Annotated in this window: 10 protein-coding genes and 1 rRNA gene; 1 reads left to right on the top strand and 10 read right to left on the bottom strand. The window is 70.9% G+C overall.

The features are described from left to right. Positions 1-287, bottom strand: a 16S ribosomal RNA gene (locus ACFXPK_RS19420); the annotation flags it as partial. 687 nt (positions 288-974) lie between these two features. Next, the gene (locus ACFXPK_RS19425) at positions 975-1,982 is read right to left on the bottom strand and encodes a stage II sporulation protein M (RefSeq protein WP_385005307.1); all 1,008 of its coding nucleotides are present in this window, start codon (positions 1,980-1,982) and stop codon (positions 975-977) included. Between the two features lie 153 nt (positions 1,983-2,135). Here ACFXPK_RS19425 and ACFXPK_RS19430 point away from each other — a divergent pair, with 153 nt between their 5' ends. Then, positions 2,136-3,041, top strand: a complete 906-nt coding sequence (locus ACFXPK_RS19430; protein WP_385076962.1) for an RDD family protein — start codon at positions 2,136-2,138, stop codon at positions 3,039-3,041. Between the two features lie 50 nt (positions 3,042-3,091). On the opposite strand, the gene ACFXPK_RS19435 is transcribed toward ACFXPK_RS19430, so the two are convergent. From ACFXPK_RS19435 to ACFXPK_RS19470, 8 genes are all read right to left on the bottom strand, one after another. Beyond that, positions 3,092-3,715, bottom strand: a complete 624-nt coding sequence (locus tag ACFXPK_RS19435) for a hypothetical protein (protein ID WP_385076964.1) — start codon at positions 3,713-3,715, stop codon at positions 3,092-3,094. A 175-nt stretch (positions 3,716-3,890) separates the two neighbouring features. Further along, positions 3,891-5,348, bottom strand: a complete 1,458-nt coding sequence (gene ahcY, locus ACFXPK_RS19440) for an adenosylhomocysteinase (RefSeq protein WP_385005301.1) — start codon at positions 5,346-5,348, stop codon at positions 3,891-3,893. A 376-nt stretch (positions 5,349-5,724) separates the two neighbouring features. Further along, on the bottom strand, positions 5,725-6,699 hold the full coding sequence (locus ACFXPK_RS19445; protein WP_385076967.1) for a cation diffusion facilitator family transporter: 975 nt from the start codon (positions 6,697-6,699) through the stop codon (positions 5,725-5,727). Between the two features lie 86 nt (positions 6,700-6,785). Next, positions 6,786-7,955 carry a mannose-6-phosphate isomerase, class I gene (manA, locus tag ACFXPK_RS19450; RefSeq protein ID WP_385076970.1) on the bottom strand — a complete coding sequence of 390 codons (1,170 nt, stop codon included), beginning with the start codon at positions 7,953-7,955 and terminating at the stop codon, positions 6,786-6,788. 205 nt (positions 7,956-8,160) lie between these two features. Further along, positions 8,161-9,309, bottom strand: a complete 1,149-nt coding sequence (locus ACFXPK_RS19455) for an SIS domain-containing protein (protein WP_385076973.1) — start codon at positions 9,307-9,309, stop codon at positions 8,161-8,163. A gap of 68 nt (positions 9,310-9,377) precedes the next feature. Next, entirely contained in the window at positions 9,378-9,560 is a 183-nt protein-coding gene (locus ACFXPK_RS19460; protein WP_385005294.1) for a Trm112 family protein, read from the bottom strand. A gap of 391 nt (positions 9,561-9,951) precedes the next feature. Further along, on the bottom strand, positions 9,952-11,355 hold the full coding sequence (locus tag ACFXPK_RS19465; RefSeq protein ID WP_385076976.1) for a phosphomannomutase/phosphoglucomutase: 1,404 nt from the start codon (positions 11,353-11,355) through the stop codon (positions 9,952-9,954). A gap of 178 nt (positions 11,356-11,533) precedes the next feature. Beyond that, positions 11,534-13,150: an L-lactate permease gene (locus ACFXPK_RS19470; RefSeq protein ID WP_385076978.1), complete on the bottom strand. Its 1,617-nt coding sequence runs from the start codon at positions 13,148-13,150 to the stop codon at positions 11,534-11,536. Between the last annotated feature and the right edge of the window lie 271 nt (positions 13,151-13,421).

The raw sequence follows: 13,421 nt of genomic DNA on the forward strand, positions 1-13,421 counted from the left end.
GGCCGGCTACCCGTCGTCGCCTTGGTAGGCCATCACCCCACCAACAAGCTGATAGGCCGCGGGCTCATCCTTCACCGCCGGAGCTTTCAACCTTCCCCCATGCGGGAGAAAGTATTATCCGGTATTAGACCCCGTTTCCAGGGCTTGTCCCAGAGTGAAGGGCAGATTGCCCACGTGTTACTCACCCGTTCGCCACTAATCCACCCCGAAGGGCTTCATCGTTCGACTTGCATGTGTTAAGCACGCCGCCAGCGTTCGTCCTGAGCCAGGATCAAACTCTCCGTGAATGATTACCGGTAATCCGGTAGCACACACGAGAGCGGAACCAACCGGTCGGAATAAGACCGGTGGTTCACAGCGTCCTCGCTGTGTTTACTACAAAGGAACCTCAACCTGTCGAAGATTTTCGACCGGTCGGGGTATCAACATATCTGGCGTTGACTTTTGGCACGCTGTTGAGTTCTCAAGGAACGGACGCTTCCTTCGTACTCACCCCTGCGGGCTTTCCTCCGGGCGCTTCCCTTCGGTGTTTCATTCTGTTCTGTACTTCGTTCCTGCGTTTCCGACTCTATCAGACTCTTTCGTGTCCGATTCCCCGTCGGAGCGGGGTTTCGCTTTCCAGTTCTTCGCTTTCGCGCTTTCCCTTTCCAGCGGTTCCGACTCTACCAGATTCATTCGGCGTGTTCTGCCTCAAGAATTCCAGTGGCCTTTGGATTGGCCTTTTGTCTTTCGACGGACCCGACTTTAGCAGAAGCAACGCGACCGAATTTCACCGGCCGAAATGGTCTGCTGGTCGAATCGAGAGGGCTCCGTGGAAATCCAGTCCCACCGGGAGCCGCGTAGATTATATGTGGTTGACCCGAGGCTTGTCCAACTCCGAGGCAACCGTTCAAATCTACCTCCCCACTCCGACCGTGTCAACGGTTTTTGTGGGGCGAAGAGGAGACTAACAGGTCGGGTACGCCCCACGCACATCAGGCGGCGACGGGAAGCCGGGCGCTGCGCTCCGTGGCGTCCAGGTCACCCGTCTCGCCCTTCCGTACCGCTCTGCCGCCGAGGATGTAGACGTAGGCGAGGAAGGCCAGTTCGGCGACGACCCCGATGGTGATGCGCGCCCACGTGGGCAGTCCGGACGGGGTGACGAAGCCTTCGATCACGCCCGACACGAAGAGGACCAGCGCCAGGCCGAGGGCCATGCCGAGGGCGGCGCGGCCCTGTTGGGCCATGGCGGTTCGGCGGCTGTACGGGCCCGGGTCGATCAGGGTCCATCCGAGGCGCAGCCCCGTGCCGGCCGCGACGAAGACCGCCGTCAGTTCGAGCAGTCCGTGCGGAAGGATCAGGCCGAGGAACGTGTCGAGGCGGCCCGCCGAGGACATCAGCCCGATGCCGACGCCCAAGTTGAGCACGTTGACGAAGAGGATCCAGATCACCGGCAGGCAGAGAAAGGCCCCCAGGACGAGGCACATGGCGGCGGCCCGCGCGTTGTTCGTCCAGACCTGCGCCGCGAACGATGCCGCCGGGTGGCTGGAGTAGTACGTCTCGTACTCGCCACCGGGGCGAGTCATCCGGCGCAGGTCCTCGGGTGCCCCGATCGCCGCCTGTACTTCGGGGTGGGCGCCGGTCCACCAGCCGATGACGGCCGCGAGGAGCGTGCAGAGGAGCGCGGTCGGTATCCACCAGTGGCGGGCGCGGTAGACAGCGGCCGGGAATCCCGCGGTCAGGAATCGCGCGACGTCCCGCCAGCCGGCGCGTCGCGTGCCGGTGACCGTCGCGCGCGCCCGGGCCACGAGCTGGGTGAGGCGGGTGGTGAGTACGGGGTCGGGGGCGCTGGACTGGATCAGCGAGAGGTGCGTGGCGGTGCGCTGGTACAGGGCGACGAGTTCATCGGCCTCCGCGCCGGTGAGGCGCCGGCCGCGGCGCAGCAGGTGGTCCAGGCGGTCCCACTCGGCGCGGTGGCTGGTCACGAAGACATCGAGGTCCATGGTCGGCTGCTGCTCCCCGGCACTGTGCGTACGGTCCGTACCGCCGGCGTCGGCACGGCTGACGGTCGGCACGGCTGACTGCGGCGCGTCGGGGGCCAGCTTGGCAGACTGGCCTTCTCCAGGGCGGGGTAGGTCGGCGAAGGGTGGGCACCGATGGATGAGCTGGTGACGGGCGACGCGGTTGTCCTGGGACTGCGCCCGGCGCGGCTGCCGAGCCGGGCACTGGCGACGGCGATCGATCTCGCGGTGGCCGGGGCTGCGTATCTGCTGGTGACGGTCGGCATCGTGCTGTCGGCGGGTTCGCTGGACGAGGCGGCCGTCGCCGCTCTGGCCGTCGGCTCGTTCCTTCTGGTGCTGGTCGGCGGCCCGATCGCGGTGGAGACCCTCAGTCATGGGCGTTCGCTCGGCAAGATGGCGTGCGGGCTGCGGGTCGTGCGGGACGACGGGGGGCCCATACGGTTCCGCCACGCGCTGGTGCGCGGGGCGATGGGCGTGCTGGAGATCCTGTTCTCGGTCGGCGTGGTGGCCTCTGTCGCGTCGCTGGTGTCGGCGCGGGGCCGGCGGATCGGGGATGTGTTCGCGGGGACCCTCGTCGTGCGCGAGAGGGTGCCGACGCCGTACCGGAGTGCGGTGCCGCCTCCGCCGCCGTGGCTCGTGGGGCGCTTCGCCGAACTGGACCTGTCCGCCGTACCGGACGATCTCTGGCTCGCGATACGTCAGTACCTGACGCGGATGGGGCAGCTCGACGCGGGGGTGAGCCGGTCGGTGGCCGAACGTCTCGCCGACGATCTGGCGGCTCGTACGGGGGCCCCGGCGCCCCGGGAGGTGCCCGCGGGTGCGTATCTGGCGGCGGTGGTCAACGAGCGGCAGGCCAGGGACGCGCGGCGCGCGTTCGGGCCGGGCTTCGGCGCCGCCTCGGCCCCTGTGGTCCCCGGGGCCGGAGCCGGTTCTCCCGTGGTCCCCCCTCCCCCGCCCGCCGGGCCTCCCGGGGACTCCTCCACCGCCTCCGGCACCTCGTCGCCCGTCCCGCCCGCGACCGGGTTCGCACCGCCCGCGTAGGTACCGCCCGCGTAGGTACGGATCCGGGCGGGGGTCGCCCGGGGCCGGCGTCAGATCGTCGGGTCCGGCGGGGACGGTGGGGTTTCGAGGTCCTCCAGCTCGATGCCGGGGGCCGAGAGCACCACGTCGCCGGCGATGTGAACGGTGTGCTGTTCACCGGTGTCCAGGGCGCTGACCTGGTACTCGTCCACGATCAGGGGTCCGTTGTCAGTGGTGTGCGCTTCACTGTTCACCAGGGCCCAGGACTGGTCGACCGTGCGGGGGGCGAGCACCGGGTCCGTGAAGGCCACGAGGCGGACGCGCGTCGTGGGCGAGTCCGGGGTGAGGCGCAGCAGGCGGGTCGTCGCGACGAGAAAGGCGGGGGAAGTGCCGGTGAAGGCGTGGGCTTTGACGTTGCCTTCCGTGGCGTACGTGCCGGTGGGGTCGGTACGGACCCAGGTGACGCCTTCGAGGGCGGCGCCGCGGATCTGCCAGCTCGCCGCGTGGAGTTGAAGACGGATGGGGCGGCCGAGTTCGTCGAGGGCCAGATCGACGGAGCCGGAGTGTTCGCCGGAGGGGGTGGTGATCTGGGAGACGTAGCGCCAGCCGGAGGGGCCGGGCGCGCAGTGGAAGTGTTCGTCACCGAGAGGGGTGTGGTCGTGGGGGTCATGGAGCGAATAACGGCCGCGGGGCATGGGGCTTGGAGGTCCTTCACGTACTCGGTGGCCGGCAGCGCACCGCAGGGGAGCTGACAGCACACCGTAGGCCCGGTGCTCCGGTCGTACACGTCACGCACGGAACAAGCCCCCGACACGGGGGTGCGGGGGCCTGTTCTGTGACGTGCGCGGTACCGGGGAGCCGGGGTGTGGATCAGTAGCGGTAGTGGTCCGGCTTGTACGGGCCCTCTACCTCGACGCCGATGTACGCGGCCTGCTCCGGGCGGAGGGTCGTCAGCTTGACGCCGAGCGCGTCGAGGTGGAGACGGGCGACCTTCTCGTCCAGGGCCTTGGGCAGCACGTAGACGTCGGTCGGGTACTCCTCCGGCTTGGTGAAGAGCTCGATCTGGGCCAGGGTCTGGTCCGCGAAGGAGTTCGACATCACGAAGGAGGGGTGGCCGGTCGCGTTGCCCAGGTTGAGCAGGCGGCCCTCGGACAGGACGATGAGCGTCTTGCCGTCGGGGAAGGTCCAGGTGTGGACCTGGGGCTTCACCTCGTCCTTGACGATGCCGTCGATCTTCGCGAGGCCGGCCATGTCGATCTCGTTGTCGAAGTGGCCGATGTTGCCGACGATCGCCTGGTGCTTCATCTTGGCCATGTCCGAGGCCATGATGATGTCCTTGTTGCCGGTCGTGGTGACGAAGATGTCGGCGATGCCGACGACGTCGTCCAGCGTCGAGACCTGGTAGCCGTCCATCGCCGCCTGGAGCGCGCAGATCGGGTCGATCTCGGTGATGATCACGCGGGCGCCCTGGCCGCGCAGGGACTCGGCGCAGCCCTTGCCGACGTCGCCGTAGCCGAAGACGACCGCGACCTTGCCGCCGATGAGAACGTCGGTGGCGCGGTTGATGCCGTCGATCAGCGAGTGGCGGCAGCCGTACTTGTTGTCGAACTTGGACTTGGTGACCGCGTCGTTGACATTGATCGCCGGGAAGAGGAGGGCGCCGTCGCGCTGCATCTCGTACAGGCGGTGGACACCGGTCGTGGTCTCCTCCGTGACACCGCGGATCTCGGACGCCAGACGGGTCCACTTCTGCGGGCTCTCGGAGAGGGTGCGGTTCAGCAGGGTGAGGATGTGGCCGTACTCCTCGCTGTCCGCCGTCGCCGGGTCCGGGGCCGCGCCGGCCTTCTCGAACTCGACGCCCTTGTGCAGGAGGAGGGTGGCGTCACCGCCGTCGTCCAGGATCATGTTCGGGCCGCCGGTGGGCGTGTTGGGCCACGTGAGGGCCTGCTCCGTGCACCACCAGTACTCCTCCAGCGTCTCGCCCTTCCAGGCGAAGACGGGGACGCCCTTGGGGTCCTCCGGGGTGCCCTCGGGGCCGACCGCGATGGCGGCGGCGGCGTGGTCCTGGGTGGAGAAGATGTTGCAGGAGGCCCAGCGGACGTCGGCGCCGAGCGCGGTCAGGGTCTCGATGAGGACCGCTGTCTGCACGGTCATGTGCAGGGAGCCGGTGATACGGGCGCCGGCCAGGGGCTGCGTCGCCGCGTACTCCTTGCGGATCGACATCAGGCCGGGCATCTCGTGCTCGGCGAGCGTGATCTCCTTGCGGCCGAACTCGGCGAGCGAGAGGTCGGCGACCTTGAAGTCCTGTCGGTTGGCGACAGTCGTCATAACGAGCTGCTCCTCGTAAATCGGGTCGAGGGTGGGTACGTACGGCTGACTCTGCGGCGGCGGGCATACGAATGCCCGGGCTACGCGGGGCAGTCCGTCGGAGGCCCTCTCTCCCTCGGCCGGTCCACAGGGCGGACCGCCCGACCGCCATCAGCAGCGACGTCTGGCTCTGGTCACGAATCTACACCGGTCGGCCCGGTGACCTACAGCCGAACGGTGAAGGGAGCGGTACGGGTGTGCGGAGAGACACGGTGGAGGGGCGGGGGGGGGGAGGAGGGCGCCTCCCCTGCTCCCCGCCCCCGCTCCCGCGCGCCCGCTCCTCCGCCCCCGCTCCTGCGCGCCCGCACTCCTGCTGGGTCTGCTCCGCTGCTCCGGTCTACTGCGTCGTGTCCGGGGGCGTGAGGGCGTCCTTGGCCGGGTTGGTGCCCGCGGCGGCGGCCGAGGCGCTGTAGATGTCCGGCTCCAGGTAGATGACCCGGGCGATCGGGACGGCCTCGCGGATACGGGACTCGGCCGCGTTGATCGCGGCGGCGACCTCGGCCGCGGTGTCGTCGTGCTCGACCGCGATCTTCGCCGCGACCAGCAGTTCCTCGGGGCCGAGGTGGAGCGTGCGCATGTGGATGATGCCGGTCACGACATCACCGTCGACGACGGCGTTCTTGATCTTCTCGATGTCCTCCGTGCCCGCGGCCTCGCCGAGCAGCAGGGACTTCGTCTCGGCCGCGAGGACCAGGGCGATCACGATGAGGAGGACACCGATGCAGAGCGTGCCGATGCCGTCCCAGATGCCGTCGCCGGTCGCCAGGGAGATACCGACGCCGCCGAGGGCGAGGACGAGACCGATCAGGGCGCCGAAGTCCTCCAGCAGGACGACGGGCAGCTCGGGCGCCTTGGCCCGGCGGATGAAGTCCTTCCAGGAGAGCGAGCCACGGGTGGCGTTGGACTCCTTGATCGCCGTACGGAAGGAGATGGACTCGGCGATGATCGCGAAGACCAGTACGCCGACCGGCCAGTACCACGCCTCGATCTCGTGCGGGTGCTTGATCTTCTCGTAGCCCTCGTAGATCGCGAACATGCCGCCGACCGAGAACAGCACGATGGAGACGAGGAAGGCGTAGATGTAACGCTCGCGCCCGTAGCCGAAGGGGTGCTCGGGGGTCGCCTCGCGCTTCGCCTTCTTGCCGCCGAGAAGGAGCAGTCCCTGGTTGCCGGAGTCGGCGAGGGAGTGCACGCCCTCGGCGAGCATCGACGAGGACCCGCTGAAGGCGAATGCCACGAACTTGGCTACTGCGATCGCGAGGTTGGCGCCGAGCGCCGCCACGATCGCCTTGGTTCCGCCGGACGCGCTCATGGGTGCGTGATGTCCCTTCCTTGGTCTGCGGCCCTGGCGCCGCCGTACGGCGGGACATTGTTGCAGCCGTCGGTGCGGCGGGTGGATCAGACCATGACTGTGGCGCGGAACACCGTGCCGGTACCGGACAGTTCGGCCTTTTCGCCCGCCGGGACGAAGACCGCGCCACCGGGTGCCAGCGCGAGGTCGCCCGCGCGCGGGGTGCCCGCCGTGCAGAGCAGGATCTGCGGGGTGGCCGCCGTGAGGTCGCGGGGCGCGGCGCCCGGCGCGAGGGTGAAGCGGGAGAGCCGGAACTCGTCGATGGGGGTCTCGTACAGCTCCTCGCCGGACGCGGACGCCTCGGGGCGCAGGATGTCGGGCTCGGTCCCCTCGAAGCGCACGATACGCAGGAGTTCGGGGACGTCCACGTGCTTGGGGGTGAGGCCGCAGCGCAGGACGTTGTCCGAGTTGGCCATGATCTCGACGCCGAGGCCGTCGAGGTACGCGTGCGGCACTCCGGCGCCGAGGAAGAGCGCCTCGCCCGGCTGGAGCCGTACGTGGTTCAGCAGCATGGCGGCGATGACACCGGGGTCGCCCGGGTAGTGGCGGGCGATCGACGCGTACGGGGCGTACGCGCCGCCGAGCCGCTCGGCGGCGGCAGCGGCCTCGGTGACCGTGGCGGCCATCTCCTCCGGGTCGGCGCCCAGTACGGCGGTCAGGACCTCGCGGAGCGCGGCCTCTTCGGGGTGGGCGTGCAGCAGGTCGACGTACGGCTTGAGCGCGTCGACGTCGAGCCCCGCGAGCAGGTCGGCGGTCTCCTCGGGCGCGCGGAAACCGCAGAGCCCTTCGAAGGGGGTGAGCGCGCAGATCAGTTCGGGCTTGTGGTTGGCGTCCTTGTAGTTGCGGTGCGGGGCGTCGAAGGGAACACCGCGGCGCTCCTCGTCCGCGTGGCCCTGCCGTGCCTGGGCGAGGTCGGGGTGGACCTGGAGGGAGAGCGGCGAGCCGGCGGCGAGCAGTTTGAGCAGGAAGGGCAGCCGGGGGCCGAACTTCCGTGTGGTGGCCGTACCCAGCTCGGCCTCGGGGTCCGCGTCGATGAGGTCCGAGAGGGCCTGCTCGCCGGCGCCGTGGCCGCGGTCGAGCCGCGAGGGGGCGCCGGGATGGGCGCCGAGCCACATCTCGGCCTGCGGCTCGCCCGTGGGAGGGGTGCCGAGCAGTTCCGGGATGGCGGTGGTCGAACCCCAGGCGTAGGGGCGCACGGTGTTGGAGAGGCGGTCCATGGGGTGAGCCTTCTGGTGCGAGGTGGCGGCGCGATGGCGGTGGGGTGGTGTGCGGGTGGCGACGCGGTGGTGTGGTGGTGTGGCGACGCGCCGGGAGGGGTGGTGGTGCGCCGGGAGGGGCGTACAGGTGGTGCGTGCCGGGGGCGTGCGCCGCGCGCTCCGCGTGCCCCAGATGCGGGGCGGCGCGCGCGACGGGCGGGAGGAGTCAGGCGGGGGTGGTGCCCTCGGCGAGCGCCAGGTAGAGCGTGGCGAAGTCGGTGACGGCGATCAGCTCGGCCAGGGCCTCGATCTCGGTGCCCTCCTCCGGCTCCAGTTCGCTGATGGCCGTGTCGTGGCCGAGCGCGAGTTCCCGCGCGGCGGGGGCGGCGGTCAGACCGCCGACCGGGCGGTCCCTGAGCAGGACGACCCGGGCGCGCAGCGCCTGGCGCTCCTCGACCCGGTCGCGGAAGAAGTCGTCGGGATCGGCGTCACCGGCGAGGTCGCCCGCGAGCAGCGCCCCGTGGGCCTGGATCGCCTCGGGCAGCTCGGCGGCGAGCGCGGGGCGGCCGGTCAGCTCGGCCAGTACGGCGGCGAAGCGGCGCCCCGCGGGTGCCGCGGCCGTGCCCTCCGTCCAGATCAGCGGGAGGCTGTCGGCCAGTTCGGCGGCGAGGGTCTTGGCGGGGTTGCTGTACGTGAGGACGGCCGGGCCGCAGCGTTCGGCGGTACGGTCCAGCCGGTCGGCGACGCGCTGAAGGCTCTCCGGCGGCGCGGTGAGCAGCCCCACCCGGTCGAGCAGCGCGAGGAGCGGGACGAGCAGGGCCCAGAGCGCCCCGGGCCCGGTCACCCGTGTGTCCTCCTCGACGGAGTTCTCCCACTCGTTCGGCGCGGTCGCCATCGGTACGAGGAGTCCGTGCGCGCCGCCGAGCGACTCGCTCAGCGGGGAGTGTCCCGGCGCGACGGCGACGACCGTGCAGCCGCGCCGGTACGCCTGCTCGGCGAGGAGCGCCAGGCCGGGTTCGCTGCCGTCCGTGGTGGCGATCAGCAGCAGGTCCACGGGACCGGCCCAGCCGGGCAGGGCCCAGCGCAGGGCTCCGGCGGCGGGGGCGACGCCGGTGGGGAGGATCCGGGTCACGGGCGCGGCCGCGCCGGCGAGGGCGGCCACGAGATCGGCGGCACCGGTCGCGGCGGCGCCGGAACCGGCGATCAGTACGGCGCGGGGGCGGCCCTCGGGCGCCAGTTCGCCGACACCGGCCTCGGCGGTCTGCCGCAGGGCGGTACGGACCCGGGCCCCGGCTTCGGCGGCGTCACGGAGCAGACCGCGGTGGTCGGCGCGGGTGAGCGCGTCGGGGGCGTCGAGCAGCGACTCGTCGAGCATGAGGGGTGGGCCTCCGCTGGTGTGGCGCGTGAGCAGGGCTGGTCGGGTGTGGGCGGCGCGAGCGCCGTCTAGGCGGGGCGGCGCGCCTCGTCCACGAGAAGCACCGGGATGTCGTCCCTGACCGGGTACGCCAGGCCGCACGCCTCGCCGGTGCAGACCAGCTCGGGGGTCTCGTCCGAGGTGCGGTCGCTGAGCGGCGCGTGACAGGCCGGGCAGGCCAGGATCTCCAGGAGGCCGGCTTCGAGCGGCATGGGGTGGGTGTCCCTTCGAACAGGTGGATAGACGCTTGTCAGCCTACCGCCGGTGGGCCCCTCGACCGCCGTCCCCGGGCGGACGTGGACGGCGGACGTACGCGGGCGACAACGGGCCTTGTGCGGGGGTACGGGGGCCGGTCCGAGGGGACTGCGGTGGGCCCGCGGGTCCTGTGCGGGTAGCCCCTCGGGGTGCCACCCGCACGGCCCCGGGGTGTCACCCGCCGGGCCCCGAGGTGCCACCTGGCAGTCCCTAGGCCGACCCGGCAGTCCCTGAGGCGGCTCGGGCAGTCCCTGAGGCGGACCCGGGGCCGTCCCCCGGTCCGCCCTGGCGCCGTCCCCCGATCCGCCCTGGGGCCGCCCCGGAGCCGCCCTCGGAACCCGGCGGGGGTCAGCCCCTGATGAGGGCCAGGGCCTCGTCCCTCAGGCTCGCCATCGTCTCCTCGTCCCGCGCCTCGACGTTCAGGCGCAGCAGCGGTTCCGTGTTGGAGGGGCGGACGTTGAGCCACCACTCCTCCGTGGCCACCGTCAGACCGTCCAGGTCGTCGAGGGTGACCCCGTCGCGCGGCGCGAACGCCGCGCGGACCGCCGCCATCCGCGCCTCCTGGTCGTCCACCGTGGAGTTGATCTCGCCCGAGCCCGCGTAGCGGTCGTACGAGGAGACCAGTTCCGAGAGCGGGCCGTCCTGGCCGCCGAGAGCCGCCAGGACGTGGAGCGCGGCGAGCATGCCCGTGTCCGCGTTCCAGAAGTCGCGGAAGTAGTAGTGCGCGGAGTGCTCGCCGCCGAAGACCGCACCCGTCGTTGCCATCTCCTGCTTGATGAAGGAGTGGCCGACGCGGGTACGGACGGGGGTGCCGCCGTTCTCCCTGACGACCTCGGGGACCGACCGGGACGTGATCAGGTTGTGGATGACCGTCGAGCCCGGGTGCTTGGCCAGTTCGCGGGCGGCGACCAGGGCGGTGATCGCGGACGGGGAGACGCCCCGGCCGCGCTCGTCCACGACGAAGCACCGGTCCGCGTCACCGTCGAAGGCCAGACCGAGATCCGCGCCCTCGGCGAGGACACGGGCCTGGAGGTCGACGAGGTTCTTCGGGTCCAGCGGATTCGCCTCGTGGTTCGGGAACGTACCGTCCAACTCGAAGTACAGGGGCACGACATCGAGCGGCAGGCCGGCGAAGACGGTCGGGACCGTGTGGCCGCCCATGCCGTTGCCCGCGTCCACGACGACCTTCAGCGGGCGGATCGCGGAGAGGTCGACCAGGGAGAGGAGATACGCGGCGTAATCCTCCAACGTGTCACGCTGCGCAAGGGTTCCCACCGTCCCCGGTGTCTCCCCGGTTCCCGCCGCCCCCAGTGTCTCCCCCGTGGCCGCCGTCCCCGGCGCTTCCGGCGCCCCGGGCGGGAGCCAACTCTCCACCAGGGCACGGATCTCCGCGAGTCCCGTGTCCCGGCCCACCGGCGCGGCGCCCGCCCGGCACATCTTGATGCCGTTGTACCGGGCCGGATTGTGCGACGCGGTGAACATCGCGCCGGGGACATTCATGTTCCCGGACGCGAAGTAGAGCTGGTCCGTGGAGCACAGCCCGATGAGGGTGGCGTCGGCCCCCCGCGCGAGCGCGCCCCGGGCGAAGGCCGCCGCGAGCGCGGGCGAGGAGGGCCGCATGTCGTGGCCGACGACGATCGCCCGGGCGGCGGTGACCTCGGCGAAGGCGGCGCCGAACAGTTCGGCGAGCCGGTCGTCGAGCTGGTCCGGGTAGACGCCTCGTACGTCGTACGCCTTCACGATCTGCGCCACACTCGCCGCGTTCGCCGCGCTAGACGCGCTAGACGCGTTCGTCACGTTCGCCGCATGCGGCACAGGTGAAACATCGGCCACGGTCACGCCCTCCAGAGGTTCCTGTCACTGCGGTCGGTTCAGCGCGCTCGGTTCAGCGCGGTACGTCGGTTCAAACTACCCGGCCGGGTGACACCCGTTACGGCAGCATCCACCCCAGTACGGCCGTACTCTGCCCCACCACGATCAGGCACATCACCAGGAGCAGCCCGAGACTCCATGGCAGCACCTTGCGCAGCACGTCCCCCTCCTTGCCCGCCAGCCCCACGGCCGCGCACGCGATCGTCAGATTCTGCGGGGAGATCATCTTGCCGAGGACGCCCCCGGAGCTGTTCGCGGAGGCCAGCAGCTCCGGCGCGAGGCCGGACTGGTGCGCCGCCGTCACCTGGAGCGCGCCGAACAGGGCGTTGGCCGAGGTGTCCGAGCCGGAGACCGCGACACCGAACCAGCCGAGGATCGGCGAGAGGAACGCGAGACCGGCGCCCGCCGCCGCGACGAAGTGGCCGATGGTCGCCGCCTGTCCGGACAGGTTCATGACGTACGCGAGGGCCAGTACCGAGGTGACGGTGAGGATCGCGTACCGCAGTTCGTGCACGGTCGCCGCCCACTCGCGGGCCGCGTCCCCCGCCCGTACGCCCAGCACCACGGCCGTGATCAGCCCGGCGAGCAGGACCAGCGTGCCGCCGGTGCCGACGAGGGGCAGCGTGAAGACATTGGCGCCGACCCGGTCGCCGTCGGGGTTCGCGACATCGAGGAACGGCCAGTCGAAGACCTGGGTCGCCTTGGCCAGCAGCTCCTTGACGGGCGGGATCTGCGCGATGGAGAAGATCACGACGATCAGGGCGTACGGGGCGTAGGCGCGCACCACTTCGGGGCGCGGGTCCTCCTGGCCCAGGTCCTCGCTCCGTACCCCGGTGAGCACGGAGGCGCGTACCGGCTCGGCGGCGGGCCGGCGCGCCGAGGGCAGCGCGACCAGCGCCGCCGCTCCCGCCAGCGCGGCGGCGATGTCGGCGAGTTGGGCGGAGAGATAATTGGCGGCCGCGAACTGCGCGACGGCGAAGGCGACTCCGCACGCGAGCGCGGGCACCCAGGTCTCGCGCAGCCCGCGCCGCCCGTCGACGAGTCCGATGAGCACCAGCGGGACGACGAGGGCGAGGAGCGGGGTCTGCCGGCCGACGACGGACGCGACCGTGTCCAGGGGCAGCCCGGTGACCTGGGCGAGCGTCACGACCGGTGTGCCCATCGCACCGAAGGCCACGGGCGCGGTGTTGGCAACGAGCGAGACGACTGCGGCCTTGACCGGGTCGAAGCCGAGCGCCACCAGCATCACCGAACAGATCGCGACCGGCGCGCCGAACCCGGCGAGCGCTTCGAGGAGCGCGCCGAAGCAGAACGCGATGACGAGCGCCTGGATGCGCGGGTCGTCGGAGAGGCGTCCGAACGAGCGCCGCAGGATGTCGAAGTGCTGGGTCCTGACCGTCATCCGGTAGACCCAGAGGGCGTTGACGACGATCCACATGATGGGGAAGAGCCCGAAGAGCACGCCCTGCGCACCGGCCGACAGCGTCTGGCCGAGGGGCATCGCGAAGGCGAGGCAGGCGACGAGCACGGCGACGGCGAGACCGATGAGTCCGGCGAGGTGGGCCCGCATCCGCACACCGCCGAGCAGGATCAGCACGGTGGCGAGGGGGAGCGCGGCGACGAGGGCGGAGAGTGCGAGCGAATCGGCGACAGGTTCCAGTTGCTGTACGAACACGACAGTCCTCCGGAATTCCGCGATACGGAAAGTGATCTCTCACGGGTGGAGGAATGGTCGTGTCCGCGCCAAGCGAAGGTCAATGGCCCGCACAGGATCCGTAGCGGAAAACCCCCGGCATCAGGGGTGAACCCCCGGCTCAGGGAAACCAGCGGCCCAGGAAACCCGCAGCCCGGGGAAGACCGCGACTCAGGGAAAACCCCAGTACGGGCGGAAAACCCCGGTACGGGCGGAGAGCCCCAGTGCCGACGGAGAATCCCCGTACCGGCGG

The organism is Streptomyces sp. NPDC059142, from assembly GCF_042755665.1.
Classification (GTDB): Bacteria; Actinomycetota; Actinomycetes; order Streptomycetales; family Streptomycetaceae; genus Streptomyces.

Bases quoted from the DNA above. Each gene is read 5' to 3' on its own strand.
- ACFXPK_RS19430 (WP_385076962.1), top strand. From the start codon at position 2,136: ATGGATGAGCTGGTGACGGGCGACGCGGTTGTCCTGGGACTGCGCCCG.
- ahcY (WP_385005301.1), bottom strand. From the start codon at position 5,348: ATGACGACTGTCGCCAACCGACAGGACTTCAAGGTCGCCGACCTCTCG.
- ACFXPK_RS19425 (WP_385005307.1), bottom strand. From the start codon at position 1,982: ATGGACCTCGATGTCTTCGTGACCAGCCACCGCGCCGAGTGGGACCGC.
- ACFXPK_RS19445 (WP_385076967.1), bottom strand. From the start codon at position 6,699: ATGAGCGCGTCCGGCGGAACCAAGGCGATCGTGGCGGCGCTCGGCGCC.
- ACFXPK_RS19455 (WP_385076973.1), bottom strand. From the start codon at position 9,309: ATGCTCGACGAGTCGCTGCTCGACGCCCCCGACGCGCTCACCCGCGCC.
- ACFXPK_RS19435 (WP_385076964.1), bottom strand. From the start codon at position 3,715: ATGCCCCGCGGCCGTTATTCGCTCCATGACCCCCACGACCACACCCCT.
- ACFXPK_RS19460 (WP_385005294.1), bottom strand. From the start codon at position 9,560: ATGCCGCTCGAAGCCGGCCTCCTGGAGATCCTGGCCTGCCCGGCCTGT.
- manA (WP_385076970.1), bottom strand. From the start codon at position 7,955: ATGGACCGCCTCTCCAACACCGTGCGCCCCTACGCCTGGGGTTCGACC.